The organism is Nissabacter sp. SGAir0207 (assembly GCF_005491205.1).
Classification (GTDB): Bacteria; Pseudomonadota; Gammaproteobacteria; order Enterobacterales; family Enterobacteriaceae; genus Chimaeribacter.
On the sequence record NZ_CP028035.1, the window covers coordinates 1413044 to 1436967 of the forward strand.

Annotated in this window: 25 protein-coding genes; 17 read left to right on the forward strand and 8 right to left on the reverse strand. The window is 62.8% G+C overall.

Going from position 1 to position 23924, the window contains the following annotated elements; translation table 11 throughout:
• The first annotated feature begins 122 nt into the window (after positions 1 to 122).
• A complete protein-coding gene (locus tag C1N62_RS05990; RefSeq protein WP_137762766.1) occupies positions 123 to 536 on the forward strand; it encodes a DUF2000 domain-containing protein in 414 nt (137 codons plus the stop codon).
• Here the strand turns inward: C1N62_RS05990 and C1N62_RS05995 are convergent.
• Positions 533 to 1015: a DUF2938 family protein gene (locus C1N62_RS05995; protein ID WP_137762767.1), complete on the reverse strand. Its 483-nt coding sequence runs from the start codon at positions 1013 to 1015 to the stop codon at positions 533 to 535. The genes C1N62_RS05990 and C1N62_RS05995 overlap by 4 nt on opposite strands.
• Before the next feature lie 89 nt (positions 1016 to 1104).
• Here C1N62_RS05995 and C1N62_RS06000 point away from each other — a divergent pair, with 89 nt between their 5' ends.
• Entirely contained in the window at positions 1105 to 1509 is a 405-nt protein-coding gene (locus tag C1N62_RS06000) for a MerR family transcriptional regulator (RefSeq protein WP_137762768.1), read from the forward strand.
• Positions 1510 to 1576: 67 nt separating this feature from the next.
• Positions 1577 to 2515, forward strand: a complete 939-nt coding sequence (locus C1N62_RS06005) for a LysR family transcriptional regulator (RefSeq protein ID WP_137762769.1) — start codon at positions 1577 to 1579, stop codon at positions 2513 to 2515.
• Here C1N62_RS06005 and C1N62_RS06010 read toward each other — a convergent pair.
• Positions 2470 to 3483 (reverse strand): NAD(P)-dependent alcohol dehydrogenase, encoded by a 1014-nt coding sequence (locus C1N62_RS06010; protein ID WP_137762770.1) that lies wholly within the window; start codon positions 3481 to 3483, stop codon positions 2470 to 2472. The two genes, C1N62_RS06005 and C1N62_RS06010, sit on opposite strands and share 46 nt — an antisense overlap.
• Before the next feature lie 160 nt (positions 3484 to 3643).
• Between C1N62_RS06010 and C1N62_RS06015 the strand changes: the two genes are divergently transcribed.
• From C1N62_RS06015 to crtB, 7 genes are all read left to right on the forward strand, one after another.
• Positions 3644 to 4198: a YtfJ family protein gene (locus C1N62_RS06015; RefSeq protein WP_240775734.1), complete on the forward strand. Its 555-nt coding sequence runs from the start codon at positions 3644 to 3646 to the stop codon at positions 4196 to 4198.
• Between the two features lie 99 nt (positions 4199 to 4297).
• Positions 4298 to 5200: a polyprenyl synthetase family protein gene (locus C1N62_RS06020; protein ID WP_137762771.1), complete on the forward strand. Its 903-nt coding sequence runs from the start codon at positions 4298 to 4300 to the stop codon at positions 5198 to 5200.
• 135 nt (positions 5201 to 5335) lie between these two features.
• Positions 5336 to 6379, forward strand: a complete 1044-nt coding sequence (gene fni / locus C1N62_RS06025; protein ID WP_137762772.1) for a type 2 isopentenyl-diphosphate Delta-isomerase — start codon at positions 5336 to 5338, stop codon at positions 6377 to 6379.
• Positions 6376 to 7656, forward strand: a complete 1281-nt coding sequence (locus tag C1N62_RS06030) for a glycosyltransferase (RefSeq protein WP_137762773.1) — start codon at positions 6376 to 6378, stop codon at positions 7654 to 7656. Before fni ends, C1N62_RS06030 begins: the two co-directional genes overlap by 4 nt.
• Complete coding sequence (crtY, locus tag C1N62_RS06035) at positions 7653 to 8819, forward strand: lycopene beta-cyclase CrtY (protein ID WP_137762774.1); 1167 nt, start codon at positions 7653 to 7655, stop codon at positions 8817 to 8819. Before C1N62_RS06030 ends, crtY begins: the two co-directional genes overlap by 4 nt.
• A gap of 3 nt (positions 8820 to 8822) precedes the next feature.
• The gene (locus tag C1N62_RS06040) at positions 8823 to 10304 is read left to right on the forward strand and encodes a phytoene desaturase (protein WP_137762775.1); all 1482 of its coding nucleotides are present in this window, start codon (positions 8823 to 8825) and stop codon (positions 10302 to 10304) included.
• On the forward strand, positions 10301 to 11227 hold the full coding sequence (gene crtB / locus C1N62_RS06045; protein WP_137762776.1) for a 15-cis-phytoene synthase CrtB: 927 nt from the start codon (positions 10301 to 10303) through the stop codon (positions 11225 to 11227). The genes C1N62_RS06040 and crtB overlap by 4 nt, the downstream gene beginning before the upstream one ends.
• On the opposite strand, the gene C1N62_RS06050 is transcribed toward crtB, so the two are convergent.
• From C1N62_RS06050 to C1N62_RS06065, 4 genes are all read right to left on the reverse strand, one after another.
• Positions 11163 to 11699 carry a sterol desaturase family protein gene (locus C1N62_RS06050; protein WP_137762777.1) on the reverse strand — a complete coding sequence of 179 codons (537 nt, stop codon included), beginning with the start codon at positions 11697 to 11699 and terminating at the stop codon, positions 11163 to 11165. The genes crtB and C1N62_RS06050 overlap by 65 nt on opposite strands.
• Before the next feature lie 181 nt (positions 11700 to 11880).
• Positions 11881 to 12417 (reverse strand): carboxymuconolactone decarboxylase family protein, encoded by a 537-nt coding sequence (locus C1N62_RS06055; RefSeq protein WP_137762778.1) that lies wholly within the window; start codon positions 12415 to 12417, stop codon positions 11881 to 11883.
• A gap of 158 nt (positions 12418 to 12575) precedes the next feature.
• Positions 12576 to 13889, reverse strand: a complete 1314-nt coding sequence (locus C1N62_RS06060; RefSeq protein ID WP_137762779.1) for a CitMHS family transporter — start codon at positions 13887 to 13889, stop codon at positions 12576 to 12578.
• Between the two features lie 232 nt (positions 13890 to 14121).
• Entirely contained in the window at positions 14122 to 15027 is a 906-nt protein-coding gene (locus C1N62_RS06065; protein WP_137762780.1) for a LysR family transcriptional regulator, read from the reverse strand.
• A 123-nt stretch (positions 15028 to 15150) separates the two neighbouring features.
• Between C1N62_RS06065 and C1N62_RS06070 the strand changes: the two genes are divergently transcribed.
• A complete protein-coding gene (locus tag C1N62_RS06070; protein ID WP_240775765.1) occupies positions 15151 to 16335 on the forward strand; it encodes an MFS transporter in 1185 nt (394 codons plus the stop codon).
• A gap of 32 nt (positions 16336 to 16367) precedes the next feature.
• The gene (locus C1N62_RS06075) at positions 16368 to 17393 is read left to right on the forward strand and encodes an alpha/beta hydrolase (RefSeq protein WP_137762782.1); all 1026 of its coding nucleotides are present in this window, start codon (positions 16368 to 16370) and stop codon (positions 17391 to 17393) included.
• Between the two features lie 52 nt (positions 17394 to 17445).
• On the opposite strand, the gene C1N62_RS06080 is transcribed toward C1N62_RS06075, so the two are convergent.
• On the reverse strand, positions 17446 to 18150 hold the full coding sequence (locus C1N62_RS06080; RefSeq protein ID WP_137762783.1) for a CerR family C-terminal domain-containing protein: 705 nt from the start codon (positions 18148 to 18150) through the stop codon (positions 17446 to 17448).
• A gap of 201 nt (positions 18151 to 18351) precedes the next feature.
• Between C1N62_RS06080 and umuC the strand changes: the two genes are divergently transcribed.
• A complete protein-coding gene (gene umuC, locus C1N62_RS06085; protein WP_137762784.1) occupies positions 18352 to 19620 on the forward strand; it encodes a translesion error-prone DNA polymerase V subunit UmuC in 1269 nt (422 codons plus the stop codon).
• 564 nt (positions 19621 to 20184) lie between these two features.
• On the opposite strand, the gene C1N62_RS06090 is transcribed toward umuC, so the two are convergent.
• On the reverse strand, positions 20185 to 21273 hold the full coding sequence (locus C1N62_RS06090; RefSeq protein WP_137762785.1) for a DNA cytosine methyltransferase: 1089 nt from the start codon (positions 21271 to 21273) through the stop codon (positions 20185 to 20187).
• A gap of 63 nt (positions 21274 to 21336) precedes the next feature.
• Between C1N62_RS06090 and C1N62_RS06095 the strand changes: the two genes are divergently transcribed.
• The 4 genes from C1N62_RS06095 to C1N62_RS06110 all read left to right on the forward strand — a co-directional run bounded on the left by C1N62_RS06095 (position 21337) and on the right by C1N62_RS06110 (position 23870).
• Positions 21337 to 21600, forward strand: coding sequence for a helix-turn-helix domain-containing protein (locus C1N62_RS06095; RefSeq protein ID WP_137762786.1), 264 nt, complete (start codon positions 21337 to 21339; stop codon positions 21598 to 21600).
• Complete coding sequence (locus C1N62_RS06100; RefSeq protein WP_137762787.1) at positions 21597 to 22682, forward strand: hypothetical protein; 1086 nt, start codon at positions 21597 to 21599, stop codon at positions 22680 to 22682. Before C1N62_RS06095 ends, C1N62_RS06100 begins: the two co-directional genes overlap by 4 nt.
• 386 nt (positions 22683 to 23068) lie before the next feature.
• The gene (locus C1N62_RS06105; protein ID WP_137762788.1) at positions 23069 to 23356 is read left to right on the forward strand and encodes a hypothetical protein; all 288 of its coding nucleotides are present in this window, start codon (positions 23069 to 23071) and stop codon (positions 23354 to 23356) included.
• 10 nt (positions 23357 to 23366) lie between these two features.
• On the forward strand, positions 23367 to 23870 hold the full coding sequence (locus C1N62_RS06110; protein ID WP_137762789.1) for a DUF1543 domain-containing protein: 504 nt from the start codon (positions 23367 to 23369) through the stop codon (positions 23868 to 23870).
• The last annotated feature ends 54 nt before the right edge of the window (positions 23871 to 23924 follow it).

The following is a 23924-nucleotide window of genomic DNA, read 5'->3' on the forward strand; positions in this document are numbered from 1 at the left end:
TTTCCCTTTAAGACAGTCAATAAGGTTATCCCTACCATAATCCGGCGATACAGGGGAGAGAAAGGAAATTTTTACCCGGCGACGATGGCTACAATGGCCCCTTCACCACAAGGAGGAACAGGATGAATGATTATCGTGTAGCCATTGTCATCAACCCGGCGCTGCCGCTGGGGCTGGTGGCCAACACCGCTGCCACGCTGGCGGCCGGGCTGGGGGCGCGCCATCCGCAGTTGCTGGGCGGCCAGTTGGCGGAGGGGAGCGGGCTGCTGCTCGACCTCAGCGCCAAACTGCCGGTGCCGATTTTGCAGGCGGACGCCGACACCCTCCGCGCGCTGTGGCAGCGCAGTGAGGGGGCGAACGCCATCAAGGCGGTGGCAGTGTTCCCGGCCTTCGCCCGCCAGCTGCACAACTTCGATGACTACCGGCAACTGCTGCCAGAGCGTCGGCTGGCGGAGGAGGCGCTGGACGGCATCGCCTTCTGCGGCCCGAAAAAGTGGGTCACCTCCCTCACCGGCGCATTGAAACTGCTGCGCTAAATCATGCGCAGCAGGCAGGCGCTCAGCCACAGCCCCAGCCCAAACACCAGATGGGTGATCAGGCTACGCCGCCGCGCCACGGCGGGGGCAGGCAGCTTCGCACCGGCGATGCCCAGCCCCCAGGCCGGTTGCATCACCAGCCACGGGGCGGCCAGCGCCAGCAGGCCCGCCAGCAGCGCCGGGCCGGGGGTCGGGGCCGCCAGCCAGCCCGGCCCGGCAATGCCCACCAGCGCCAGCGCGAACCCCATGCCAATCCCATAGTGCAGCAGCCAGCCAAGCGGCCGCTCGCCCTGCTCCGGCGCGGCAGCGGGCAGGGCGGTACGGCAGAACTGGCCGCGTGCCATGCCCAGTGCCCAGCGCCCCACCAGCGCGTAATCCAGCGACGGCGTGGCAAACAGCCAGCGTTGCACCACCGCCCACATATCCATCACCAGCGTCGCGCCAGCTCCCACGGCCAGCGTATGTAACAGCAGATCCATCAGTACACTCCTGATCAGGGCCGGGCGGCCTCCCGCCCGGCGTGGTAGAGTGCGCCATTCTGCAACTTCATCTTCACTTGAGGTCAAGCATGGAACTGGATATTGGCGAGGTAACGGCACAGAGCGGGGTAACGCCCGCCACGCTGCGCTTTTATGAGGCGCAGGGGCTGATTCGCCCGGTGGGGCGGCGTGGCCTGCGGCGGCAGTACCACCCCAACGTGCTGCAACGGCTGGCGCTGATTGCGCTCGGCCAGCAGGCGGGGTTTTCACTGCGGGAGATCGCCGGGATGCTGGGGCAGGGCGTGGAGGCGGCGCTGGATCGCGCCCAGCTGGCGGCCCGCGCCGATGAGGTGGATCAGCAGATCCAGCGCCTGATGGCGGTGCGCGATGGCCTGCGGCACGTTGCCGCCTGCCCGGCCGCGGCGCACATGGCCTGCCCGGCGTTCCAGCAATTATTGCGCGCAGCGCAGGTGCGGCAGCGCAAGGGGCGTTAGCGCGCCTTGCCGCCGCGGGCGCACCATGCTGAAATCAGGCTGAATCGCCTAACCGGTAACTCTCATCATGAAAACGGATATCAAGAATCTGGATCTCAACTTGCTGAAGGCGCTGGACGCGCTGCTGGATGAGCGCAGCGTGACGCGCGCCGCCGAGCGGCTGTCGCTGACCCAGCCCGCGGTGAGTGGCATGTTGACCCGCCTGCGGGAGTGCTTCAACGATCCGCTGTTCAGTCGGGCGCAGCGCGGCATGGTGCCGACCCTGCGGGCGCTGGAGCTGGCCGCGCCGGTAAAGCAGATCCTGAGCGAGGCGGAGGCGCTGTTACAGCCGCGCGCCTTTGACCCGGCACAGGCACAGATGACCGTGACCCTCGCCGCTACCGACTATGCGCTGAAAGCGGTGATTGCGCCGCTGATCGCCCGGTTGCGCCCGCTGGCACCGGGTATCCGGGTGGCGGTGGTGCCGGTGGAGGAGGCGCGGCTGCCGGGCCAGCTGGAGCGCGGCGACGTCGCGCTGGCGCTGGTGACGCCCGAGACTGTCGCGCCCGACCTGCACGCCCGCGACCTGTATGACGAGGAGTATGTCTGCATGATGCGCGCCGATCACCCGGACGCCGCGCGCTCGCTGACGCTGGATCGCTTCTGCGCCCTTGAGCATGTGCTGGTCTCCCACAGCGGGCAGGCGTTTCAGGGCGCGACTGACGTTGCGCTGGCCGCGCTCGGCCGCCGTCGGCAGGTGGTGGCGGCGGTCAACAGCTTCCTGATGCTGCCGGAGATGCTGCGCATCAGCGATCTGGTGGCGGTCACGCCGCGTCGGCTGGCGGCAGGGACGGCAGGCATGGCGATCATGCCGCCGCCGCTGCCGATTCCCGGCTTCACCAAGACGCTGGCCTGGCACGAGCGCAGCCACCGCGATCCCGGCCAGCGCTGGCTGCGCGCCCAGATCTACGCCCTGTTTGACTACCAGGCGACGCAGATCTTGCCGAAGTGCTCACCGCTCTCCTGATAGCGGAACGCCTCCGGCAACGCCTCGAAGGGGAACACCTTGTCAATCACCGGGCGCAGGCCGGTCTGGTTCATCGCGCTGACATACTGCTGCTGCTGGCGGCGGTTGCCGACAATCAGCCCCTGAATGCGCGCCTGCTTGCCCATCAGCGCCGCGGTGGGAATGGTGCCCTCCACGCCGGTCAGCACGCCAATCTGCGCGATCTGCCCACCAATCCGCACCGCCTGAATCGACTGCGCCATGGTGTTCGGGCCGCCCACCTCAATCACTTGCTCAACGCCGTGGCCGCCCGCCAGCTGGAAGGCCACGCGCCCCCACTCCGGCTCGGTGCGGTAGTTGATCACCTCATCCGCTCCCAGCGCACGGGCGCGCGCCAACTTCTCATCGGAGGAGGAGGTGATGATCACCCGCGCGCCCATGCTCTTGGCAATCTGCAACGCGGTGATGGAGACGCCGCCGGTGCCGAGCGCCAGCACCGTATCACCGGCTTTTAGCTGCCCCTCCACCACCAGCGCGCGCCAGGCGGTCAGGCCGGAGGTGGTGAGGGTGGCGGACTCCTCATGGCGCCAGCCGGTGGGCGCAAGGGTGAAGTGATCGGCGGGCCGCACCACATACTCGGCGGCGAAGCCGTGCGCGCCATCCCCCGGCGTGCGGGCGAAGCTGCCCGCCTCATCGTGCGGCAGGCCATCCTGCCACTGCGGGAAGAAGCAGGAGACCACGTGGTCGCCCACGCGGAACGCCGTGACGCCTTCGCCCACCGCCTCGACCACGCCCGCGCCATCGGCCATCGGGATGCGGCCATCCTCGGTGGGGATGGCGCCGTTGGCGACCAGCAGGTCATGGTAGTTGAGGGAGGTGGCGTGGATCGCCACGCGGATCTCACCGGCACCGGGCGCGCCGGGATCGGGCAGGTCGGTCAGGGTCAGGCGGTCAAGGCCGCCGCGGGCAGGGACAATAAAGGCTTTCATGCTGGCTCCTATTTTGGACAGTGACGCCCCTTAGTGTAGACCCCCACGCCCGTCGGCGCGGCAATAGGCTTACAGTTCAACGGCATCCCAAGCCGCGCATTTAAAAATCCCTGTCTATACTGATGAATAGCGCCGCACCGGCCCGCCAGGAGAGAGATGCGTGAACAGGAAGATGATGCGGGCTGCGGCCCTTGGCCTGCTGCCGCTGGCGGGACAGGCCCATGACTTTGTCGCTGGCCAGCGGGTCGCGCCGGTGGGCGTGGCGGATCGCGGCGAAGTGCTGTGGCAGCAGGAGGCGTTTCGCTACCAGCAGTGGAACAGCGCGCAGCTCACCGGCAAGGTGCGGGTGGTGCTGCACATCGCCGGCCGGCTGTCGGCGAAGGAGATGAACCGCGCGGTGATTGAGGCGATCCAGCAGGCGAATTTGCCGCACGATCGCTACCAGACTACCACCATTGTCAACACGGATGACGCCATTCCTGGCAGCGGGATCTTTGTGCGCAACAGCATTGAGGCGAGCAAAAAGGTCTCCCCCTGGTCACAGTTCGTGATTGATGACCGGGGCGCGGCCCAGCGTGCCTGGCAACTGCGGCAGGGCGGCTCGGCAGTGGTGGTGCTGGATGCCGACGGGCGCACGCGCTTTGCGAAGGATGGGGCGCTGACGCCAGCCGAGGTGCAACAGGTGATGAGCCTGTTGCAGCAGCTACTGGGCTAGCGCCGGGCAAGGGCGAGGGTGTGGCCGGGCAGTTGCCGCATTCACACTCTTCGATTATGGTCAATAAATAACCAAAGCGGGAAACCAGGGACAGCCACGATGAATGCGAACGCCGAAACACTAAGTCAGGACAGCGAACTGCGGGCGATGCGCGATGCGTTGCAGGCCCGCCTCGACCAACTGTTGCCGGCCGGCGACGAGCGCGATCTGGTCAGCGCCGCGATGCGCGAGGGCACGCTGGCACCGGGCAAACGCATCCGCCCGCTGCTGATGCTGCTGGCGGCCAGCGATCTGGGCTGTGACGCCCGCCAGCCCGGCCTGATGGATCTGGCCTGCGCCGTGGAGATGGTACATGCCGCCTCACTGGTGCTCGATGATATCCCCTGCATGGACAACGCGCTGCTGCGGCGCGGCCGCCCCACCATCCACCGCCAGTATGGCGAGAGCGTGGCGATTCTGGCCGCCGTGGCGCTGCTCAGCCGCGCCTTTGGCGTGGTGGCCGCCGCCCACGGGCTGTCGGGCGTCTGCCGCGCGCAGGCGGTGGCGGAGCTTTCGACGGCCGTCGGGATGCAGGGGCTGGTGCGCGGCCAGTTCCAGGATTTAAGCGAGGGGGGGCAGGCGCGCAGCGCCGAGGCGATCTCCACCACCAACGATCTCAAGACCAGCATGCTGTTCTGCGCCACCTTGCAGATGGCGGCGATCGCCGCCGGGGCCTCCGCCGCGGTGCGCCAGAAGCTGCGCTGCTTCGCGCAGGATCTCGGGCAGGCATTCCAGCTGCTGGATGATTTGGCCGACGGGCTGGCTGGCACCGGCAAGGATCTCAATCAGGATGCTGGCAAGTCCACGCTGGTGGCGATGCTGGGCGCGGAGGTGGTGCACCAACGCCTGCGCGACCATCTGCGCAGCGCCGACGAGCATCTGGCCTACGCCTGCGATCAGGGCATGGCGACGCGGCGCTTTATGCACGCGTGGTTCGGCCAGCAACTGGCGATGATGGGGTGACGCCCCGCGCCTTTCCCGTTTTCCCACTGTTTTGGGCCAACTCGTCCCCCTTTTCCCGCCTTATGGCGTGCCCGATTGCCCGGCAAGGAGTGAACGCTGGGCGGTTATGACGTGGTTTCACTGACCGGAGAATCAATGAAGGACGCAAACCTGATTCAACGTAAAAACGATCATCTGGACATTGTGCTGAAGCGCCCCGCCGCGGCCGCGCGGTGCGGCACCGGCTTTGAGCGCTGGCGCTTTGAGCACTGCGCGCTGCCGGAGCTGGATCTGGATGCGATTGACCTCAGTGCCTCGCTGTTTGGCCGGTCGCTGCGCGCGCCGCTGCTGATCAGTTCGATGACCGGCGGGGCCAGCCGGGCGCGTGACATCAACCGCCACCTGGCGGAGGCGGCGCAGACGCTGGGGCTGGCGATGGGCGTCGGCTCGCAGCGGGTGGCGCTGGAGAGCGACGGCGACTGGGGACTGACGCGCGAGCTGCGCGAACTGGCCCCGGATATCCCGCTGCTGGCTAACCTTGGCGCGGCGCAACTGCGCGGCGCGCGCGGGCTGGAGTATGCCCAGCGGGCGGTGGAGATGGTGGAGGCCGATGCGCTGATTGTCCACCTCAACCCCTTGCAGGAGGCAGTGCAGCAGGGCGGCGACCGCGACTGGCGCGGCGTGCTGGAGGATATCCAGCGCGTGGCGGCGGCGCTGCCGGTGCCGCTGGTGGTGAAGGAGGTGGGAGCCGGGCTGTCACCGGCGGTCGGGCGCGCGCTGGCGGCAGCCGGGGTGGCGATGCTGGATGTCGCGGGCGCCGGTGGCACCAGCTGGGCGGCGGTGGAGGGCGAGCGCGCCGCCAGCGCCCATGACCGCGCGGTGGCGATGGCCTTCGCGGAGTGGGGCATCCCCACCGCCGATGCGCTCTGCGCCCTGCGTGAGCTGCTGCCGTCGATGCCCCTGATCGCCTCCGGCGGCATCCGCGATGGCATTGACGCCGCCAAGGCGCTGCGCCTCGGCGCGGATCTGGTGGGGCAGGCGGCGGCGGTGCTCGGCAGCGCCACCACCTCCACCGCCGCGGTGGTGGCGCACTTCCGGGTGGTGATTGAGCAACTGCGCGTCGCCTGTTTCTGCACCGGCAGCGCCAACCTGGCCGCCCTGCGCCGTGCGCCGCTGCACGCCAGCGGGGGCGCGGCATGAGCCACTATGCCGTGGTGGCCCCGCCGTTCTACAGCCACATGCAGGCGATGCAGGCGCTGGCCGGGGCGCTGATGGCGCGCGGCCACCGCATCACCTTTATCCAACAGGAAGATGCCAGCACGCTGATCAACGATCCGCGCATCGCCTTCTGCCCGGTCGGCCGCAACAGCCACCCGGCGGGCACGCTGGCGCGCACCCTGAAACTCACTGGCAACCCGGCTGGCTTCTCCCTGCTGCGGGTGATCCGCGATCTCTCTGACTCCACCGAGATGCTGTGCCGCGAGCTGCCCGGCGTGCTGGAGCGGCTGGGGGTGGATGGGCTGATTGTTGACCAGATGGAGGCGGCGGGCGGCGTGGTGGCCGAGGGGCTGGGGCTGCCGTTTGTCTCGGTGGCCTGCGCGCTGCCGGTCAACCGCGAGCCGGGCCTGCCGCTGCCGGTGATGCCTTTCAACTACGATCAAGACCCGCGCGCGCTGCGGCTCTACCAGAGCAGTAGCCAGGTCTATGACTGGCTGATGCGCGGGCAGGGCCGGGTAATCGCCCGCCACGCGCAACGCTTTGGGCTGGCCCCGCGTGAGGCGCTGCACCAGTGCCTGTCGCCGCTGGCGCAGATCAGCCAGACCATCCCGGCGCTTGATTTCCCGCGCCGCGAACTGCCAGCCTGTTTCCACGCCGTGGGGCCGCTGCGCCCGGCCAGCCGTGCTGTCGCGCCGCTCGCCCTGCCGATCGATCCCGCAAAGCCGCTGGTGTTTGCTTCCCTCGGCACCCTTCAGGGGCACCGCTTCCGGCTGTTCCGCGCCATCGCCCGCGCCTGTCGCAGCCTGGACACCCAGCTGCTGGTGGCGCACTGCGGTGGGCTGAATGCCAGCCAGTCCAACCGGCTGCTGGAGAGCGGTGCCACCTGCGTCACCGATTTTGCTGACCAGCCAGCGGCGCTGCGTCAGGCGCAGGCAGTGATCACCCACGGCGGGCTGAACACGGTGATGGACGCCATCGCCAGCCAGACCCCGATCCTCGCCGTGCCCATCGCCTTTGACCAGCCGGGCGTGGCGGCGCGGGTGGCCTACAGCGGCATCGGCCGGCGGGCATCGCGCTTCAGCGGCCGCCGGGCGCTGGCCGATAATTTACAGGCGCTGCTGGAGAACGATCGCTACCGGCAGCGGCTGGCGGCGGTCAGCCCGCAGTTGCAGGCCGCCGGGGGCGCGGCGCGGGCGGCCGGGATTGTTGAGCGGGCGCTCGGCAGCCGCCGCCCGGTGGTGGCGGGGGAGGTGGCATGAGCGCGCGCTGGGACGTGATTCTGGTGGGCGGCGGGCTGGCAAACGGCCTGATCGCCTGGCGGCTGCGCCAGCGCCAGCCCGGGCGGCGGGTGCTGCTGCTGGAGGCCGGGCCGCAGGCTGGCGGCACCCACACCTGGTCATTCCATCAGGATGACGTGACGCCCGAGCAGCACGCGTGGATCGCGCCGCTGGTGGCGCACCGCTGGCAGGGCTACGACGTGCGTTTCCCGCAACTGGCGCGCACCCTGCCGGGCGACTACCTGAGCATCAGCGATGAGCGCTTTGCCGCCGTGATGGCGGCGGAGCTGGGCGACACGCTGCGCACCCACGCGCCGGTGGCGCACCTCTCGCCGGATGGCGTAACGCTGGCGGACGGCGAGCACCTCGCGGCGGCGGCGGTGATCGATGGGCGCGGCTACCAGCCCAGCCCGCATCTGGCGCTGGGGTTTCAGGCGTTCCTCGGCCAGACGTGGCGGCTGGCGCGCCCGCACGGGCTGGTGCGGCCAATCCTGATGGATGCCACCGTTGACCAGCTGGCGGGCTATCGCTTCGTCTACACCCTGCCGCTCTCCGCCGACACGCTGTTGATTGAGGATACCCACTACATTGACCAGCCCGCGCTGGCGGCCGAGGCGGCGCGGCGACGCATCCGCGACTACGCCGCCGCACAGGGCTGGGCGCTGGAGGCACTGCTGCGCGAGGAGCAGGGCAGCCTGCCCATCACCCTCGCCGGTGACCCGGACGCCTTCTGGCAAGCCGCCGCTGGCCAGCCGTGCAGCGGGCTGCGCGCCGGGCTGTTCCACGCCACCACCGGCTACTCCCTGCCGCAGGCGGTGGCGCTGGCCGATGCCATCAGCGAACAGCGCGATCTCAGCCATCCGGCGCTGTTTGCGCTGATCCGCCAGACCGCGGCGCGCCACTGGCGGCGGCAACGCTTTTTCCGCCTGCTCAACCGGATGCTGTTTCTGGCCGGGCGGCCGGAGCAGCGCTGGCAGGTGATGCAACGCTTTTATGGGCTGGGGGAGGGGCTGATCGCGCGCTTTTACGCCGGGCAGCTCACCCCGCTCGACATGGTACGGATCCTGACAGGCAAACCCCCGGTTCCGGTGGGTGAGGCGCTACAGGCCGTGCTCAAGCACAACCCTCGGCTGCGAGCCTTCTAACGAATGAAAAAAAATATTGTCATCGGCGCCGGCTTTGGCGGCCTGGCCCTCGCCATCCGCCTGCAGGCGGCGGGCCGGCCCACCCTGCTGCTGGAGCAGCGCGACAAACCGGGCGGCCGCGCCTACGTCTATCAGGATCAGGGCTTCACCTTTGACGCAGGCCCAACGGTGATCACCGACCCGACCGCGATTGAGGAGCTGTTTACCCTCGCTGGCAAGCGGATGGCCGACTATGTGGATCTGCTGCCGGTCACCCCCTTCTACCGGCTCTGCTGGGAGGATGGGCAGGTGCTGGACTACGACAACGATCAGGCGCGGCTGGAGCAGGCGATCCGCCGCTTCAACCCGCGTGACGTGGAGGGCTACCGCCGCTTCCTCGACTACTCGCGCGCGGTGTTCAAGGAGGGCTACCTGAAACTCGGCACCGTGCCCTTCCTCTCCTTCCGCGACATGCTGCGCGCCGGGCCACAGCTGGCGCGGCTACAGGCGTGGCGCAGCGTCTACAGTATGGTCTCCGGCTTTATTGAGAATGAGCACCTGCGGCAGGCGTTCTCCTTCCACTCGCTGCTGGTGGGCGGCAACCCGTTCGCCACCTCCTCCATCTACACGCTGATCCATGCGCTGGAGCGCGAGTGGGGCGTCTGGTTCGCCCGTGGTGGCACCGGCGCGCTGGTGCAGGGGCTGGTGCGGCTGTTTGAGGATCTGGGCGGCGAGCTGCTGCTCAACGCGCAGGTCAGCCAACTGGAGACGCAGGGCGCGCGCATCAGCGGCGTGGAGCTGACCGATGGCCGCCGCTTCGAGGCGGCGGCGGTGGCCTCCAACGCCGATGTGGTGAACACCTATGACCGCCTGCTCAGCCGCCACCCGCACGGCGCGGCGCAGGGCCGGACGCTGAAGCGCAAACGCCTGAGCAACTCGCTGTTCGTGCTCTACTTTGGCCTGAATCACCACCACAGCCAGCTGGCGCACCACACCGTCTGCTTCGGCCCGCGCTACCGCGAGCTGATTGATGACATCTTCAACCGCAACGGGCTGGCGGAGGACTTCTCGCTCTACCTGCACGCCCCCTGCGTGACCGACCCGTCGCTGGCCCCGCCCGGCTGCGGCAGCCACTATGTGCTGGCCCCGGTGCCGCACTTGGGCACCGCCGACCTCGACTGGGCAGTGGAGGGGCCGCGCCTGCGCGACCGCATCTTCGACTATCTGGAAGCGCACTATATGCCCGGCCTGCGCAGCCAACTGGTGACGCACCGCATCTTCACGCCGGTCGATTTCCGCGACCAGCTTGGCGCGCACCACGGCTCGGCCTTCTCCATTGAGCCGATTCTGACCCAGAGCGCGTGGTTCCGGCCGCACAACCGCGACAGCCGCTTCAAGAATCTCTATTTGGTCGGCGCGGGCACCCACCCCGGCGCCGGGGTGCCGGGGGTGATTGGCTCCGCCAAGGCCACCGCCGGACTGATGATGGAGGAGGTTGCCCCATGAACCAGCCACTGCTTGACCACGCCACCCAGACGATGGCCGCTGGCTCCAAGAGCTTTGATACCGCCGCCAAGCTGTTTGACGCCGAGACGCGGCGCAGCGCGCTGATGCTCTACACCTGGTGCCGCCACTGCGACGACGTGATTGACGGCCAGACGCTGGGCTTTGCTGGCGCGGGCATCACCGACAGCGCCGACGAGCGGCTGGCGGCGCTGCGCGACCTGACGGAGCAGGCCTACCGTGGCGTGCCGATGAAAGACCCGGCCTTCGCCGCGTTTCAGGAGGTGGCGCTGGCGCACGCCATCCCGCGCCAGCAGGCGTTCGACCATCTGGAGGGTTTCGCGATGGACGTGCGCGACACCCACTACCGCAACTTCGGCGACACGCTGCGCTACTGCTACCACGTCGCGGGCGTGGTGGGGCTGATGATGGCGCGGGTGATGGGGGTGAATGACGAGAAGGTACTGGATCGCGCCTGCGATCTGGGGCTGGCGTTCCAGCTCACCAACATCGCGCGTGACATTGTGGAGGATGCGGAGATTGGCCGCTGCTACCTGCCCGAGGATTGGCTGGCGGCGGCCGGGCTGGCCGGGCGCAACCTGGCCGATCCGGCGCACCGTGAGGCGCTGGCGCGGCTGGCGACGCGGCTGGTGGAGGAGGCGGAGCCATACTACGCCTCCGCCCGCGCCGGGCTGGCCGGGCTGCCGCTGCGCTCGGCCTGGGCGATCGCCACCGCGCGCGGCGTCTACCGGGAGATTGGCGTCAAGGTGCGCCGCGCCGGGCCACACGCGTGGGATCGTCGGCAGGGCACCAGCAAGCCGGAAAAATTGCTGCTGCTGATGGCCGGTGCCGGGCAGGCGCTCACTTCTCGGGTGGCGCGCTCTGCCGCGCCGCGTCCCGCCGGGCTCTGGCAGCGCCCGCGTTAGCCGGGCGGCCATGCTGGCGGCGCAACTCGGCCTGTAGCTTCTCCACCGGCGGCGCGTAGAGAAAACCAAATGACACGCCGCCCTCTTTGCCGCGCACCACGTGGTGCAGGCGGTGTGCCAGATAGAGGCGCTTCAGGTAACCGCGGCGCGGCACATAGCGGAACGGCCAGCGCCGGTGCACCAGCCCGTCATGGACGATGAAGTAGAGCAGGCCGTAGAGCGTCATGCCCGCGCCAATCCACTGCAACGGCCAGACGCCAGCGGTGCCCACCGCGATCAGCACAATCGCCAGCACAGCGAACAGCACCGCGTAGAGATCGTTCAGCTCAAACCAACTATGGCGCGGCGTGTGGTGCGACAGGTGCCACCCCCAGCCCCAGCCGTGCATGATGTATTTGTGCGAAAAGGTCGCCACACCCTCCATGATCACCACGGTCAGCAGCACTATCAGGGTATTCCAGAGCACAAGCATAATTTCTCCTGGTCGCCCACGCGGGCGTTGGCCATCACTGGCCGGTTCCTTCACCTGATGCCGCCCATGCCGGGGGCGGCGTCAGGGCCAACTATCAAGGTAGTCGATAACCGGCCACTCCCGCCAGCGCGTGTCCCTTGCTCGTGCATCTTTCTACGGTGCCTGTCGCGTCGGCAGAGGGCTACTTCACCGGCGGGAAGTCAACCACCGTGTCATTGACGCGGTTGACCATATTGGTGAACAGGATGGCGCTGACCGCGCCGAGCGTCTCGACCACCTGCTGGTCGCTGAAGCCAGCGGCGCGCAGCGCCTCCACGCGGGCGGCGGGCAGGGTGCCGCGCGTGGAGACCACGTACTGCACAAACTGCACCAGCGCGTCGAGGCGGGCATCCTCGTCATAGCGGGCCTCGCGCAGCTTCAGGGTCTGCGCCTCGCTAAAGCCCGCTTTTTTCGCCGCCAGGGTGTGCGCCGCCAGACAGTAGTCACAGCCGCTCTCCTCGCTGACCGCCAGATTGATCGCCTCCAGCTCGCGGGCGCTCAGGCTGCCCTTGTGCAGGCTGGCGTTGAGTTGCAGCATCTGCCCGAGCAGCGCTGGCGCATTGCTGCCGATGGTCAGGTAGGCGTTGGGCACCTTGCCCATGCTTTTCTGAAGCGTGCCAAACAGGTCGGCGGTTTGGCCGGTGGCGTCGCTGGCGGTCAGGGTGTGTAAACGGCTCATGGTGAACTCCTTATTCATCTGGGGGGCAGGTCGGCACGGCCTGATGCCGTGCCCGTTGAAACCAGAATAGGGCAAATCGACGTGGCGGAAATGACGTACATGGGCAGGTTTCAGGACAATCGGTTAACGGCACGATGCCCCCGCAGGGGCACCGGGGGTTAGCCGTGGTAGAGCGGGAAGGCACCGAAGATCACCCCGCCCGCCAGCAGGGCGAAGCTGACCAGAATCCCCCACTTGATGGCGAAGCGCTGGTGGTCGCCAATGTCCACTTTCGCCAGCCCCACCAGCAGGTAGACCGACGGCACCAGCGGGCTGAGCAGGTGGAACGGCTGGCCGATGATGGAGGCGCGGGCAATCTCCGCCGTCGAGATGCCATAGCCCGCAGCGGTCTGCGCAATCACCGGCAGGATGCCGAAGTAGAAGGCGTCATTGGACATAAAAAAGGTAAAGGGCAGGCTGACGATGGCGGTAAACAGCGCCAGATAGGGGCCGAAGCTGTGCGGGATCACCGCCAGCAGGCTCTTGGCCATCGCGTCCACCATGCCAGTGCCGGAGAGGATGCCGGTAAAGATGCCAGCGGCGAAGATCAGCGAGGTCACCGCCAGCACGTTGCCCGCGTGCTCGCTGATGCGCGCCTTCTGCTGCTCCAGCGTCGGGTAGTTCAGCATCACCGCGATGGCGAAGGCCAGCATAAACAGGATCTGGATCGGCATCACGCCCAGCACCAGCAGCACCAGCAGCGCGGTGGTCAGGATGAAGTTGGGCCAGAACATCTTTGGCCGACGGTTGGCCTCGCACTCCTGCGCATCACCAAAGCCGAGGCTGATGTCATTGAGGTGGGCGCTGTCCATCTCCATCACCCCCAGCCGGCGGCGCTCCCGCACGCCGAACAGTACCGCCATTGCCACCAGTGTGGCGCAGGCGAACAGCATCGCCGGGATCATCGGGATAAAGATATCCAGCGCGTCAATGTTCAGCGCGGCGGCGGCGCGGGCGGTCGGCCCGCCCCAGGGCGAGAGGTTCATGATGCCGCTCGCCAAGTTGACCAGACAGGTCATCGCCAGGATGTTCATCCCCAGCTTGCGGTAGAGCGGCAGGAAGGCCGCCACGGCGATCATGTAGGTGGTGGAGCTGTCGCCATCCAGCGAGACCAGCAGCGTCAGCACCGCCGTTCCCACCAGCACCTTCAGCGGATCGCCCCGCACCACCTTCAGGATGGCGCGCACCAGCGGGTCAAACAGCCCGGCGTCAATCATCAGGCCAAAGTAGAGGATCGAGAAGGTGAGCATCACCCCGGTCGGGGCCAGCGCCTTGATGCCACTCAGCATCATGTCGCCCAGCCCGTGGTAGTAGCCGCCGATCACCGCAAACAGCGTCGGCACGATGATCAGGGCGATCAGCGCGGACATGCGCTTGGTCATGATCAGGTACATGAAACAGGTCACCATGGAAAAGCCCAGCACGGTCAGCACATGACGCTCCTTATAATCAACAGGAATGAAAAAATGAGAACTGCACATGCCCCGCCACGCGGGGACTCTCCCTGAAAAGCATGATTATTGTGTTGATCTGACTGGCTAATCTGCCGCCGGTTTTTTTCTATACAACCTAGCAACATTTTTTAACATTTAGTTCATGCCGCAGAAGAATGGTGATCGGCGTCATGATTTATCCCTATCAATAGACGATTTTGTGATAGCGATATCATTGTGACAACGGCGGCAGGGGCGCGCGCAGCGCCTCTACCACCAGTGAAAAGGCGGGTGAGGGCTGGCGGCGGCTGGGGTAGTAGAGGTAGTAACCGGGGAAGGGGCGGCACCACGCCTCCAGTACCGACACCAGCCGTCCCTCTTTCAGGTGCGCGCCAAACTCCTCCTCCGGCAGGTAAGCGATGCCCAGCCCGGCCAGCGCCGCCTCGACAATGTGGCTCGAGGTGTTGAAGGTGAGCTGGCCATTGACCCGCACGTTGAGCGGCCCGCGCTCGCCATCAAACTCCCAGGTGAACAGGCCGCCGCCGCTGACCATGCGCTGGTTGATGCAACTGTGGGCCGTGAGGTCACGCGGCGTGGCGGGGGCCGGGTGGCGGGCAAAGTAGGCGGGCGCGGCCGCCACCGCCATGCGCAGCGGCGGGCCAATCGGCACCGCAATCATGTCCTTGTCGATGGTGTCGCCCAGCCGCACCCCGGCGTCAAAGCGATCCGCCACAATGTCACGGAAGCCATAGTTCACGTCGAACTCAACGTGGATGTCAGGGTAGGCGTGCAGCAGCGGCGTCAGCTTCGGCAGCAGCGTATTGCGCAGCACGTGGGAGCCACAGGTGATGCGCACCGTGCCCGCGGGTGTGTCACGCAGCGCGGCCAGCAGTTCCAGCTCCGCCTCAATCTCATCAAAGCGCTGGCCGAGGGCCTGCAACAGCCGCTCCCCGGCGACGGTCGGCGAGACGCTGCGGGTGGTGCGCGTCAGCAGGCGGATCTGCAACCGCTGCTCCAGCCCACGGATCGCCTGGCTCAGGGCCGGTTGCGTCACGCCGAGCAGGGCAGCGGCGCGGGTAAAACTGCCCTCGCGGGCCACGGTGACAAAGGAGAGCAAGTCATTGAGGTTACGTTTCATCGGCGGCCTGTCGCGGGATTTATAACTGTGGCTTATAGCCTCAGTAAGGATTCATTAGCTAGTCAAGGTATGTCGGCCATGCAAAACTTTCAATCACTTCCCGTTGGCTGGCTGCAAGGAGCCATGATGACCGCTTCGACCGATACCCTTCCCGCTGAACGCCCCGCCCACTGGGGCGGCGTGCTGGCGATGTCACTCTGCGTATTCGCGCTGGTGGCCTCGGAGTTTATGCCCATCAGCCTGCTGACACCGGTGGCGCGCGATTTGGGCGTCAGTGAGGGGCTGGCCGGGCAGGGCATCGCCCTCTCCGGCGCGCTGGCGGTGCTGACCAGCCTCGCCTTGCCGGTGCTGGCGGGCGGCCTCAACCGCAAGACGTTGCTGCTCGGCATGACCGCGCTGATGGCGATCTCGGGCGCGGTGATTGCGTTTGCCAACGGTTACGCCAGCTACCTGCTGGGGCGGGCGCTGATTGGCGTGGCGATTGGCGGTTTCTGGTCGATGTCGGCGGCCACGGCGATGCGGCTGGTGCCAGCGGCGCAGGTGCCGCGCGCGCTGGCGGTGTTCAATGGCGGCAGTGCGCTGGCGACCATCATTGCCGCGCCGCTGGGGAGCTATCTGGGCGCGCTGGTGGGCTGGCGCGGCGCGTTCCTCTGTCTGGTGCCGGTGGCGCTGGTCGCGCTGGTCTGGCAGGGCGCGCGCCTGCCAACCCTGCCCGCCGCCCAGCCAGCCGGGGGGCGCGGCGTGCTGTGGCGGCTGCTGCGCCGTCCGGTGGTGGCGTTGGGACTGGCTGGCTGTGGCCTGTTCTTCATGGGCCAGCTTACGCTCTTCACCTACCTGCGCCCCTTCCTTGAGGGAGTGAACCATGCCAGCGCCCGTACCCTGTCGCTGACACTGCTGGCCATCGGGCTGGCGGGCTTCGCGGGCACCACGCTGATTGGCGCGCTGCTGCGCCGCGGGCTGTTCCGCACGCTGGTCGCCATCCCGTTGCTGCTGGCGGCGATAGCGCTGCTGCTGGTGCTGTGTGCTGGCCAGCTGGCATTGGTGGTGCCGCTGCTCGGCCTCTGGGGACTGGCGGCCACCGCCGCGCCGGTCGGCTGGTGGGCGTGGGTCGCCCGCACGTTGCCGGAGGAGGCCGAGGCTGGCGGCGGGCTGATGGTGGCGGTGATCCAGCTCTCGATTGCCCTTGGCTCTACCGCTGGCGGTGTGCTGTTTGATGTGGGCGGCTACGCCAGCACCTTTATTGCCAGCGCGCTGTTGCTGCTGCTGGCTGCGTTGATGACTGCCTATGCCGCGCGCCGCGCGGCCTGAACCTCTCTTTCCCACCCTTAATAAGGATACCTATGAGAACCTTAACCCTGTTGTTGGGGCTGCTGGCCAGCGCCTGCGCCTCTGCCGCCGATCTCTCTAAAGGCGCGGATAACTTCTACCACAGCACCCGCGTCACCCAGCAAAAAGTGACGTTCAAGAACCAGTACCAGATGCCGGTCACCGGCAGCCTGTTCATCCCAAAAGATCGCGACCCGCAGGCGAAAAACGCGGCGATTGTCGTCGGCCACCCGATGGGCGCGGTCAAGGAGCAGAGCGCCACCCTCTACGCGCAGAAGCTGGCGGAGCAGGGCTTTGTCACGCTGGCGATCGATCTCTCCTTCTGGGGCGAGAGCGGCGGCGAGCCGCGCAACGCGGTGTCGCCGGACATCTATGCTGAGGATTTCAGTGCGGCGGTGGACTATTTGGGCGCCCAGAGTTTTGTTGACCCGGCGCGCATCGGCGTGCTGGGGATCTGCGGCAGCGGCAGCTTTGTTATCAGCGCGGCGAAGATTGACCCACGGATGCGGGCGATCGCCACCGTCAGCATGTATGACATGGGGGCGGCCAACCGCCAGGGCTTGCGGCACGCGCTGACGCTGGCGCAGCGCAAGCAGATTCTGGCGGAGGCGGCGGCGCAGCGTGACGTGGAGTTCCGCGGCGGCGAGACCCGTTACACCAGCGGCACCGTGCACCGGCTGGACGCGGACTCTACGCCGATCGAGCGCGAGTTCTATGACTTCTATCGCACACCGCGCGGCGAGGTGACGCCAGCGGGGCAGTCGCCAGCGCTGACCACCCATCCGACGCTGACCAGCAACGTCAAGTTCATGAACTTCTACCCCTTCAATGACATCGCGACCATCTCACCGCGCCCGATGCTGTTCATCACCGGCGACCAGGCGCACTCGCGCGAGTTCAGCGAGGAGGCCTACCGGCTGGCGGCTGAACCCAAGGAGCTGGTGGTGGTGCCGGATGCCGGGCATGTCGATCTCTATGACCGGGTGGATCTGATCCCGTTTGGCAAGCTGACGGCGTTCTTCAAGGCCAACCTGCGCTAGGCCGCAGGGTGGATGGGCGGGGTTCCCCGCCCATGCTGGCCGGGTTCCCGCATCACACGGGGGCGGCCCAGCTCTGCATCAGGGTGCGGCAGTGCTCGCGCGTCATCTGCTTGAGCGTCGCCAGCCGACGTGCGTCCACCTCGTGCCAGCCGAGCTGGTCAAACACCGAGCGGCGCATGATGTGGAAGGTCGCCACCTGGCCGAACAGCGCCAGCGTGCGCAGTTGCGTCTGTTCGCTCTCCGCTGGCGCGCCACTGATGCGGGCGATCAACACTGCGCCAGCGTGGTGAAGCTTCTCGCCCAGCTGGTCGCGCATCAGCCGGAACGCCCCCTCCGGGCCTTGCCCAAGCTGGATGCGTGCATTGAACAGGTGCTGCGGCAGGGCGTAGGGCGTGCCGAAGATGCGATCCAGCACCGCCTCCATCAACTGGCAGAACAGATCGATGCACGCCTCGGGCGTGGCGCTCGCCACCTGCTGGTGGATGCGCGCCAGCAGCGGCTCGAAGGCTGGCAGGTTGCCGCTCACCAGCGACGCCGCGCACGCCAGGTACAGCCCCTCCTTATTCTCAAAATAGTATTGCAGCGCCGGCGGGTTGACCCCGGCGCGCACCGCGATCTGCCGGGTAGTGGCGGCATCAAAGCCCTGCTCACCGAACACCTCCAGCGCCGCCGCGATGATGCGTTGCCGCGTCTCGTCGCCGCGCGCATACCCCCCATCGGGAGAGTGGCGCAGCGGTTTCACTTTCTTGCCTGTCACACGGGATCTCCTGAACCTGAATAGAGGGAGTATAGGGGAGTTTGCCGCCAGCAGACACGCCAGTGGCCAATCGGCATCCGGCAGGCCGCTGCTTTTTCCCGCACTCCGCCCGGCGGGCCTTGATCTGGCGGGTGGAGTGCGTCTACTGTATATCAATACAGTATCTTTGGTGCGGCACTCTCTGCCGTGGACGATAACCTAATGTTTGCCCTTGTGGATGTAAACGCCTTTTACGCCAGCTGCGAGACCGCCTTTCGGCCCGACCTGCGCGGCCGCCCGGTGGTGGTGCTGAGCAACAATGATGGCTGCGTGATTGCCCGCAGCCGCGAGGCCAAGGCGCTTGGCATCGCGATGGGCGCGCCCTATTTTGCGCTGCGCGACCTGCTGCGCCAGCGGCAGGTGGCGGTGTTCAGCTCCAACTATGAGCTATATGCCGACATGAGCGAGCGGGTGATGAGCCTGCTGGAGGCGATGGCCCCGGCGCTGGAGATCTACTCGATTGATGAGGCGTTCCTCGACCTGACCGGCGTCAGCCACTGCCGCGATCTGGTGGAGTTTGGCCGCGAGGTGCAGGCCACCGTCAGCCGGTGCACCGGGTTGACGGTGGGGGTCGGCATTGCGCCGACCCGGACACTGGCGAAGCTGGCGAACCATGCCGCCAAGACCTGGCGCCAGACCGGCGGCGTGGTCGATCTCTCTGCGCCGCTGCGCCAGCGCAAGCTGATGGCGCTGGTGCCGGTGGAGGAGGTGTGGGGCATCGGCCGCCGGCTGGGCAAACGGCTGGCGCTGATGGGCATCACCCGCGCGCTGGATCTGGCCGACAGCCCGCCAGCGCTGATGCGCAAGCACTTTGGCGTAGTGATGGAGCGCACGGTGCGTGAGCTGCGCGGCGAGCCGTGCCTGCTGTGGCAGGAGCTGCCGACTGCCAAGCAGCAGATTGTCTGCTCGCGCTCCTTTGGTGAGCGGGTCACTGATCCGCAGGCGATGCGCGAGGCGATTTGCAGCTACGCGGCACGCGCCGCCGAGCGCCTGCGTGCGGAGCGCCAGTACTGCCGCCACGTCGCCACCTTTATCAAGACCAGCCCGCACGATCCGCAGCACCCCTGCTACAGCAACCAAGCTGGCATCGCCCTCCAGACCCCGACGCAGGACAGCCGCGACATCATCGCCGCCGCGCTGCGTTGTTTGCAGGCGATCTGGCGGCCCGGCCTGCGCTACCTGAAGGGCGGCGTGATGCTGGGGGACTTCTTCAGCCAGGGCGTGGCGCAACTCAACCTGTTTGACGAGTTCGCCCCCCGGCACAACAGCGCACAACTGATGGCGGTGATGGACGCCATCAACCACGGCGGCCGCGGCAAGGTGTGGTTCGCCGGGCAGGGCACCCAGCAGCCGTGGGCAATGAAGCGCGAGATGCTCTCACCAGCCTACACCACCCGCTGGGCAGAGCTGATGTCGGCTTACTGCCGCTGAGTGGCGGTTGGGCATCCGGCTGTGGCGGAGGGAACATGTTCAGCCTCGTCGGCATCCTGTCCGCATAGAAGGGCTACTGGTTGCGATTTTGGCAGTGCACGCGGGCTGATGGGGAAGGGTAGAGCGTTGATCAGGCGGAGTCCTGCTCACACCTGATGAAAAAGGCCTTGTGGGGGCAGGGTACTGAAAAAGAGAACAGGCTCTTACAAAATTAACCCTTAAACCCGGAGGGGGAATGGGCTGTTTTGTGTTAGAAGCGGACGGTGCACGATATTTTCCCTTAATAGATAGTAAGCACCTAAACTAAGGCACAAACAATAGTGGACAGGTTGGTAATAAAAAAAGTTATCAGGAAAATATTGGATTAAAAAAATCATGGAAATATAAGAATTGAGCTAGGTAATAAATATCTTATTAAGGTGGCTATAAAGTAATATTGAACGCGGCAGTGAAAAAAACACTGCAGAATAGATAGTAGCATCTCAGAACAAAAACATTTAAACCACAATAGAGTAGGTTTAGTCCTCCTCCATTGCTGGTTTTTGTTTTAAGATGGAGAAAATATTAACTAATCTCTAGGGGTAGTTGATATAGTCTATTTTTTTCTTGGTCAACAGTTTGCCTGGTCAGCTTATCTTTGACTACTTCAGCTACTACTTGCGCTAATTTACAAGGGACGGCATTACCTATTTGACTAAAGACCTTAGATTGAGGGCCGATGAAAACATAATCACTAGGAAAACTTTGTAGTATTATAGCCTCATCAATCGTTAATCTTCTTAATCTTTTGGGTGCATCACCATACTGTGCTTTTTTTGTTTTTTCTATCAAAGCTTTATGGTGTTCTTCAACCCAGCTTGGCATGTCGTCATATAAATGTCCTTCATCAATAATAGGAGTTCTATTTCCTCCCATACTTGCGGGTAAAGTGCTTGACCAAGCATCAGGATTTAGCGGTCTTCCCTGCCCATTGAAAAGCATACCAGCATATGGAGACTTTCTTAATACTGGTTTATCAGCAAGTGTAATCTTAGCTTTAGTGATTCTTGAATTTTTCTCACTACCAGCAGGGCCAAGATGTATAATAGCCTCGCGTAAAGATATAGCTTTTTCTTTTTTACATTCAAAATCCGAATGAGTTATTAGGTTATTAGCCCCAAGCAAGCCAATGATAAATACTCGTTCTCTAGACTGTGGGACACCAAAGTCTTTAGCATTAAGAATTACCATGGATAATGTATATCCTAAGACTGACATTCTTCTGAATATCTCTTCTCTAATACTTTTAAATTTTTCGAGAGCGCCTAGTGCCTTAACGTTTTCCATTATAAAAGCTTTAGGCACAATTCGTTCTACTACGTCGCAATATGAGAACACTAACTTTGAGCGAGGATCATTAGGGTCCATCCTGCCTGCTACAGAAAATCCTTGGCACGGAGGCCCTCCGATTACTAAATCCACACCTACATGGATGCCTAGTGCATCCATGTTTTGTTCTATATCACCTTCATAGAGAACTGTTTCTTTATGATTTTCTCTATAGGTTTTACATGCATAAGAATCTAGTTCGTTCGCTGCAACAATCTCAAAACCTGCGTTTTGGACGCCGACATCCATACCTCCTGCGCCACAAAAGAGAGACACTGCCTTCATGAAAACCTCTTCAAAATATGTGAATTTCGAATATTTTATACTTTATAGCATAGTTCGTTAATCATGAAAACTAAAAAAACCATACACAGCCCAGTCTATAGCGAGTTGATAGATCGGTTGGCTGAAGAAAGAAAAAGACTTGGCCTATCTCAGTTTGAGGTAGCAACTGCGCTCAACCTGACCCAAGCTGATATATCCAAAATTGAACATAAAGAGCGACGTTTAGACGTTCTTGAATTAAAGAAAATATTAGAAGTTTACAGAATAACTGAAAATAAGAAACTCCGTGAATTGATAATTAATTTTTTTGTCATAGGTGAAGAATGAATATAAAAGAAAGGAACGAAAAGGCAAAGCAGTTCATTTTAGATCAGTTGGCAATGGCAGGACAGTTAAACGAAATCGATTTTGATAATTTGCCAGATTTAAAAAAATTGAAATCTCTCACTCAAGATCTAATACATGTCAACTCTAAGGGATTTAGAGGGGTGGTCGCTACAGCGTTAACAGGTAAGTTTCTCGATGAAAATTATGATTATTTAAATGATTTTTATGGATGCAAACCCCGGCCTGTTTTTGAAAATGGGATATTTTATGCTTTTCGAGAAATGAAAATACCTTGTGGTAAGTCAGATCCATTGAATGTAGCCAAAAACGTTAGTGTGTTAGATGAAAACTGGGCAAAGGGAAAGAAACCTCAAAAAGCGGCCATGGCTGTCGTCAGTTTACTGAGGATCATTGATAATGAAAGAGATAAAGCTATTCGGCAAAAAATTATTAATTATTTCTTTTTCCAATTGTTATCGTATTCAAAGGAAAGTGCTTCAATAAGCATAAATACTTTAGATGAAACTTTCTTATCAAATCAGGTTGTTGCCTCGAAGTTAATTAGCTTTGTGCTTAGGTACCCTGAAGCCGGAACAACTCCGCAGCTTGTGATTTCAAAAATATTATCTTTCATATATGATCGATCCTCTATAAATGTTGTTGGTGGGGATGAAAGTGTTTTTGGAACTAATACGACTTCTAAAAAACCTGCTGATATATGGATTGAAGATGAGGGGGAGGTATTAAACCTATACGAGATTACTGTAAAAAAAATTGATTACAAAAGGTTGGATGATAGTATTCAGTCGCTTATTGATACTGGGTGTCTGGAGAAACCAATTCTGTTTATATGTAGAATGCCGGATGATATAAATACACTTGATGGGCATCAAAATGGTGTTCTTACTTATAATAATAAATCATTCAATTTTGTTGATATATCTAGTTTTATTAAAAGCTCAATTGCTTTATTATCTTCGAGGCAGATTGAGGCTCTTTTATCTGAGATAGAAGAGTTTGTAGGTTCATACTTAAGACCAGTTAAAACAAAAAATGGATGGAACGAAATCTTTTCGTTATAATAGCGGTGCTTAGTGAAGAGTAATAAATCTATTCTTTACTTGATTCAGCATTTATAAAATAGCGGTTTTTTCCGGATCTTAAAGAATTCCTTTTAAACTGCTCTCTAACGACTAAAACATGGGCACGTTAGTATTTTTTTAGCTACTGCAGAACGATTATCAATGTCCGCTCCTCGCTCAAAGCGGACTATGTGCAGCATCCTGCCCGCTCTGTGCCAGGAGCGGACGTTGGCTCTGAACCTTATATTAGCTAAAAACCGACCTTAACGCTTTCCAGATAGTATAAAGCGCCATCGAGGCCCTACACATTTCAACCATCTTATAATGATTACAGCCAGTTAGAGGCATTATCCGCAATATCTCCGGCGGCCTGCTGAAAGGCTTTTTTGACTGGCGTCGCCAACCCCAAGGATCTTCTGTTCTTTCTCTCCCTGTTTCCGCAGTGCATGGCGGTCACTCTCCATTTTCCTGCCAGCCTCGCCACGTTGGCGCTGGTATGGGTACTGCTCGATTTCACGGTACTGTCGCTCTATATCCTGACGGTAAATTGCCGGGTACTAGCGCGGCAGGGCCGGCGCATTGAACAATGCTCAGCCGGTTTTTTGCTTGCCGCTTCGTTATATGGTGTTGTATATAACGCCGGGGCGTTGATGCTACTGTTTGTTAAGCTATAAGGAGCCAGCAATGGAGTTATATATGTTTTATGTGGGCGGCAATGCCGGCCGGTCAAACATTGAAGTGCACGATATCCAGTTTGTTGCGGTGGAGCGGCCTGAGGATGCCTGGCCAGTGCTGCGTGCGGCTTGGTTTGGCGATGCCGACAAGATCCATATTGATGGGTATGCCCGCATCACCTGGGCGGATGGTTATCGCGTCACACTCGCCGACACCCCGCCCGCGGGTGGCCCACGGCTCTGGTTTGTCAATGCTGGCGCCTACCACCCCTCCACATTGGCGGAGCTGCATGCTTTTGACCTGTTTGTGGCAGAGGACATGAAACAGGCGAAGGCCAAGGGGCTGGCTACCCTGCTCAGTGGCGCGCTGTACCAGCATAAAGATAACCTGAAGGATGTGGATAATTGCCTGTTACTGGAGCGGGTTGGCGAGCACTATATCCACCTGACCCCCTATGAGCAGGGCGAGCCATTCCGGCCAGCGTGGCAGGGCTACCAGCCGATCGGCCTTTGAGGCGGAATGCCGCAAAATGGGGCACCGCCTCGGCCCGGTTTTTTGGCCGGTGAA

Bases quoted from the DNA above. Each gene is read 5' to 3' on its own strand.
- C1N62_RS05990 (WP_137762766.1), top strand. From the start codon at position 123: ATGAATGATTATCGTGTAGCCATTGTCATCAACCCGGCGCTGCCGCTG.
- C1N62_RS05995 (WP_137762767.1), bottom strand. From the start codon at position 1,015: ATGGATCTGCTGTTACATACGCTGGCCGTGGGAGCTGGCGCGACGCTG.
- C1N62_RS06000 (WP_137762768.1), top strand. From the start codon at position 1,105: ATGGAACTGGATATTGGCGAGGTAACGGCACAGAGCGGGGTAACGCCC.
- C1N62_RS06005 (WP_137762769.1), top strand. From the start codon at position 1,577: ATGAAAACGGATATCAAGAATCTGGATCTCAACTTGCTGAAGGCGCTG.
- C1N62_RS06010 (WP_137762770.1), bottom strand. From the start codon at position 3,483: ATGAAAGCCTTTATTGTCCCTGCCCGCGGCGGCCTTGACCGCCTGACC.
- C1N62_RS06020 (WP_137762771.1), top strand. From the start codon at position 4,298: ATGAATGCGAACGCCGAAACACTAAGTCAGGACAGCGAACTGCGGGCG.
- fni (WP_137762772.1), top strand. From the start codon at position 5,336: ATGAAGGACGCAAACCTGATTCAACGTAAAAACGATCATCTGGACATT.
- C1N62_RS06030 (WP_137762773.1), top strand. From the start codon at position 6,376: ATGAGCCACTATGCCGTGGTGGCCCCGCCGTTCTACAGCCACATGCAG.
- crtY (WP_137762774.1), top strand. From the start codon at position 7,653: ATGAGCGCGCGCTGGGACGTGATTCTGGTGGGCGGCGGGCTGGCAAAC.
- C1N62_RS06040 (WP_137762775.1), top strand. From the start codon at position 8,823: ATGAAAAAAAATATTGTCATCGGCGCCGGCTTTGGCGGCCTGGCCCTC.
- crtB (WP_137762776.1), top strand. From the start codon at position 10,301: ATGAACCAGCCACTGCTTGACCACGCCACCCAGACGATGGCCGCTGGC.
- C1N62_RS06050 (WP_137762777.1), bottom strand. From the start codon at position 11,699: ATGCTTGTGCTCTGGAATACCCTGATAGTGCTGCTGACCGTGGTGATC.
- C1N62_RS06055 (WP_137762778.1), bottom strand. From the start codon at position 12,417: ATGAGCCGTTTACACACCCTGACCGCCAGCGACGCCACCGGCCAAACC.
- C1N62_RS06065 (WP_137762780.1), bottom strand. From the start codon at position 15,027: ATGAAACGTAACCTCAATGACTTGCTCTCCTTTGTCACCGTGGCCCGC.
- C1N62_RS06070 (WP_240775765.1), top strand. From the start codon at position 15,151: ATGATGACCGCTTCGACCGATACCCTTCCCGCTGAACGCCCCGCCCAC.
- C1N62_RS06075 (WP_137762782.1), top strand. From the start codon at position 16,368: ATGAGAACCTTAACCCTGTTGTTGGGGCTGCTGGCCAGCGCCTGCGCC.
- umuC (WP_137762784.1), top strand. From the start codon at position 18,352: ATGTTTGCCCTTGTGGATGTAAACGCCTTTTACGCCAGCTGCGAGACC.
- C1N62_RS06090 (WP_137762785.1), bottom strand. From the start codon at position 21,273: ATGAAGGCAGTGTCTCTCTTTTGTGGCGCAGGAGGTATGGATGTCGGC.
- C1N62_RS06095 (WP_137762786.1), top strand. From the start codon at position 21,337: ATGAAAACTAAAAAAACCATACACAGCCCAGTCTATAGCGAGTTGATA.
- C1N62_RS06100 (WP_137762787.1), top strand. From the start codon at position 21,597: ATGAATATAAAAGAAAGGAACGAAAAGGCAAAGCAGTTCATTTTAGAT.
- C1N62_RS06110 (WP_137762789.1), top strand. From the start codon at position 23,367: ATGGAGTTATATATGTTTTATGTGGGCGGCAATGCCGGCCGGTCAAAC.